The sequence below is a fragment of the Actinoalloteichus spitiensis RMV-1378 genome, from assembly GCF_000239155.1.
GTDB lineage: Bacteria > Actinomycetota > Actinomycetes > Mycobacteriales > Pseudonocardiaceae > Actinoalloteichus_B > Actinoalloteichus_B spitiensis.
This window is the reverse complement of record NZ_AGVX02000693.1, coordinates 1-3,965: the sequence shown is the minus strand read 5'-3', so window position 1 is coordinate 3,965 and position 3,965 is coordinate 1. Positions and strand designations below refer to the sequence as shown.

At 71.7% G+C, this 3,965-nt stretch carries 1 protein-coding gene; it reads left to right on the top strand.

The features are described from left to right. Window positions 1-204: 204 nt before the first annotated feature. Window positions 205-3,965, top strand: a 3,761-nt coding sequence (locus ACTIDRAF_RS0224050) for a non-ribosomal peptide synthetase (protein ID WP_169534008.1), incomplete at its 3' end; no start/stop codon positions are given.

The following is a 3,965-nucleotide window of genomic DNA, read 5'->3' as shown; positions in this document are numbered from 1 at the left end:
CCGGTTCCTCCGGGGGTGGTGGGGGAGATGTACGTGGCGGGTGCGGGCGTGGCGCAGGGGTATGCGGGTCGTGCGGGGTTGACGGCGTCGCGGTTCGTGGCCGATCCGTTCGCTGGGGATGGCCGGCGGATGTACCGGACTGGGGACTTGGCCCGGGTGGATGGTCAGGGGCGCCTGTCGTACGTGGGTCGGGCGGATGAGCAGGTGAAGGTGCGGGGGTTCCGGATCGAGCCGGGGGAGATCGCCGCCCGGTTGGGAGAGCACCCGGGGGTGGCGCAGGCGGTGGTGGTCGTCCGGGAGGACACCCCCGGGCACCCTCGCCTTGTCGCCTACTTCGTCCCCACCACCGGTGTCTGCCCCACGTCCGCCGAGCTCCGCGACCAGCTGCGCGGTTCGCTGCCGGAGCACATGGTGCCCTCCGCCCTCGTCCCCCTCGACGCCCTACCCATCACCGGGAACGGCAAGCTCGACCGCGCGGCCCTTCCCCGCCCGACCCAGGAGGACGACCGGACCCGGGTCGCCCCCAGCACCGAAGTCGAGCGCGTGCTGTGCGAGATCTGGAGCGACATCCTCGACACCGGCGAGATCGGCGTGACCGACGACTTCTTCGACCTCGGCGGTGACTCGATCTCCAGTCTCCGAGTCCTCAGCCGCGTGCGATCTCGTTTGGGGGCCGACCTGTCACCGCGCGTGCTGTTCGACGGCCCCACCGTCGCGGAACTGGCCCGAGCCGTTGACGGACACCTGCCCCAGCTCCCGGTAGCCGACGCCATCGCGCCGGCCGACCGTTCCGAGCCCCTGCCGCTCTCCTTCGCCCAGGAACGGCTGTGGTTCCTGGACCAGCTGTCGCCAGGAGGAGCCGAGTACACGGTCACCGGAGCACTCCGCCTCACCGGCTCACTGGACTCGGAGGCGCTGTGGGGTGCCTTCGACCTCGTCGTGGAGCGTCACGAGTCGCTGCGCACCACCTTCCACGCGGTCGACGGACACGGGGTCCAGCTCCCCGCCACGGAGATGACGTTGCCGCGTCGCTTCGTCGACGTCTCGGGCGCGACCACGGACGACCGGACCGGTGAGGTCGCCCGACTGCTCCGGCAGGAGGGCACGGCGCCGTTCGACCTGGCGACGGGTCCGCTGGTGCGAGCTCTCCTGATCAGGGAGGCAGCGGACAGCCACCTGCTCGTGCTCTCCCTGCACCACATCGTCACGGACGGCTGGTCCATGGGCGTCATCACCCGGGAACTCGCCGCCGCCTACACGGCCGGTGTCGAGGGGAGGGCGGTCGTGCTGCCGGCACCCCGGATCCAGTACGCCGACTTCGCCCGCTGGCAGCGCGAGGCGCTGACGAGCTCAGTGCTCGAACCGCAGATCACCTACTGGCGTTCCCAACTCGCTGGCATGACCCCGTTGGAACTACCGACGGACCGGCCGCGCGGCGCCGCTGACACCTCCGCCGGTTCACTGCACACCTTCGAGGTACCGGCCGCGCTCACCGACGCGTTGCGGACGCACGGGCGCCGCAACGGCGCGAGCCTGTTCATGGCGTTGACGGCGGTGTCGCAGGTGTTGTTCGGGCGGTACGCCGGTCAGGATGACGTGGCGGTGGGGACGGTGACCTCGGGTCGGGACCGGGCCGAGGTGGAGGACCTGGTGGGGTTCTTCGTCAACACCCTGGTGCTGCGGTCGCGGATCGATGAGCGGCGGTCGTTCGTCGAGTTCCTGGCCGAGGTGCGGGAGACGGTGCTGGGGGCGTTCGCCCACCAGGAGGTGCCCTTCAGCCGACTCGTCGACGAACTCGTACCCGAGCGGGACCCTGCCCGCACCCCCCTCGTCCAGGCGATGGTCATCCTGCAGAACGCACCAGACGCCGACCTGCGCCTTCCCGGACTGCGAGTGGAGAGCGTCCCGGTTCCACGGGGCACCGCCCAGTTCGACCTCACCCTGGAGTTCCACGAGAACGGCCCAGGCGAAGGGCTGCTCGCGGCCGTCGAGTACAACACGGACCTCTTCGACGCGGCCACCGTGGAACGTCTCGCCGCCCACTGGGTGCGGCTGGCGAGCCAGCTCACCTCCTTCCCCGACCAGCCGCTACGCGGGGCCGCCCTGCTCGACGACGCCGAGCGGACGCTTCTCCTCCCCGCGGAGGCCAGTCATCGAGCGCGGCCGGGTCGGTCGCTCGTGGACGCCTTCGCCGAGAGGGTGGCCACCAGTCCGGGCGCCACGGCGGTGGCCGTCCCCGGCGCCGAACGGCTCGAACTGAGCTATGCGGCGCTCGACGCGTGGTCCGACAGCCTCGCGACTGATCTGGCCCGCGCCGGCGTCGGCGTGGAGACCCCGGTGCTGGTGGCCCTCGACCGGGGGCCGGCCGTCGTCGCGGTCTGGCTGGCGGTGCTCAAGGTCGGAGCGGCCTTCGTGCCCGTGCACCCGGGAAGTCCAGCCGAGCGGGTGCGCTGGATCTGCGAGGACCTCGGGGTCGCGGTCGCGGTGGCGGAACCCGGACACCGGCAGCGGGTCCCGGACGAGGTGACCACCCTCGATCCCGGTCAGCCCGGGTCCGGCGACGTCACCGGCTTCTCTCCGGTCCCCGTGCCAGCGGCGGCCGCCGCCTACGTGATGTACACCTCGGGGTCCACGGGAACCCCGAAGGGCGTGGTCGTCACACACGACGACGTGCTGGCGTTCACCGAGGACCGGCGGTGGCTGGACCCGGCTCACCGTCGGGTGCTCCTCCACTCCCCGCACGCCTTCGACGCTGCCGTCTACGAGATCTGGGTACCGCTGCTGGGCGGTGGCACCGTGGTCGTGGCACCACCGGGAGACCTGGACGCCTTCGTGCTCACGAGGCTGTGCCGTGAGCACCGGCTGTCGGCGGTCTTCGTCACGACCGCGCTGTTCGGGCTCATCACCGAGGAGGACCCGACCGCCTGGTCGGGGTTGGACCAGGTGTGGACCGGGGGTGAGGCGGCCTCCCCCTCGGTCTGGTCGCGTGCGGGATCGGCATGCCCGGGCACCCGGTTCGTCCACGTGTACGGCCCGACGGAGACCACCACGTTCGCTGTGTGCGGAGAGCCCGGCGAGGAGGTCTCCGAGGGACGGGTGCCCCTCGGTGCCGCCATGGACGACACCCGGGCACTGGTCCTGGACACGTCCCTGCGACCGGTGCCGATCGGCGTGGTCGGCGAGCTGTACCTCGGAGGTTCCGGCGTCGCCAGGGGCTACACGGGGAGACGGGCTCTGACGGCGTCCCGTTTCACGGCGGATCCGTTCGGCACCCGGGGCGAACGGGTCTACCGGACGGGTGACCTGGTGCGCCGCAGGCCAGACGGGAACCTGGACTTCGTGGGCAGGTCCGATGACCAGGTGAAACTGCGGGGTTTCCGTATCGAACCCGGCGAGGTCGAGGCGGCGCTCGCGGTCCTGCCGGGCGTCGCGGGCGCGGTCGTCGTGGTTCGGGAGGACCAGCCGGGGGCACGTCGACTGGTCGCATATGCCGTGCCGGGCGCCGGCCACGCCCTTTCCGGGCCAGAAATGCGGGAGGCCCTGCGTTCGACACTTCCCGAGTACGCGGTCCCGTCGGCGGTCGTCGTGCTCGACGCACTGCCGTTGACCGCCAACGGCAAGGTGGACCGAGCCGCCCTGCCCGCACCCGGCGCGGACCTGACTTCCGGCGAACACGTCGCACCGGCCGACGAGACCGAGCGGGCGCTGTGCGCGATATGGGCGGAGGTCCTGCACCGCGAGGAGGTCGGGGCCACCGACAACTTCTTCGAGCTGGGCGGGGACTCGATCCTCAGCATCCAGGTCGTCTCCCGCGCCCGCCGCGCGGGATACACCCTGTCCACCAGGGACATCTTCCAACGTCAGACGGTTCGTGCGCTCGCCGCAGCGCTCGCCGACCCCGCAGGACCGGGTGTCGGGGAGCTCGAGCAGGGTGTGGTGTCGGGTCCGGTGGGGACCACCCCGGT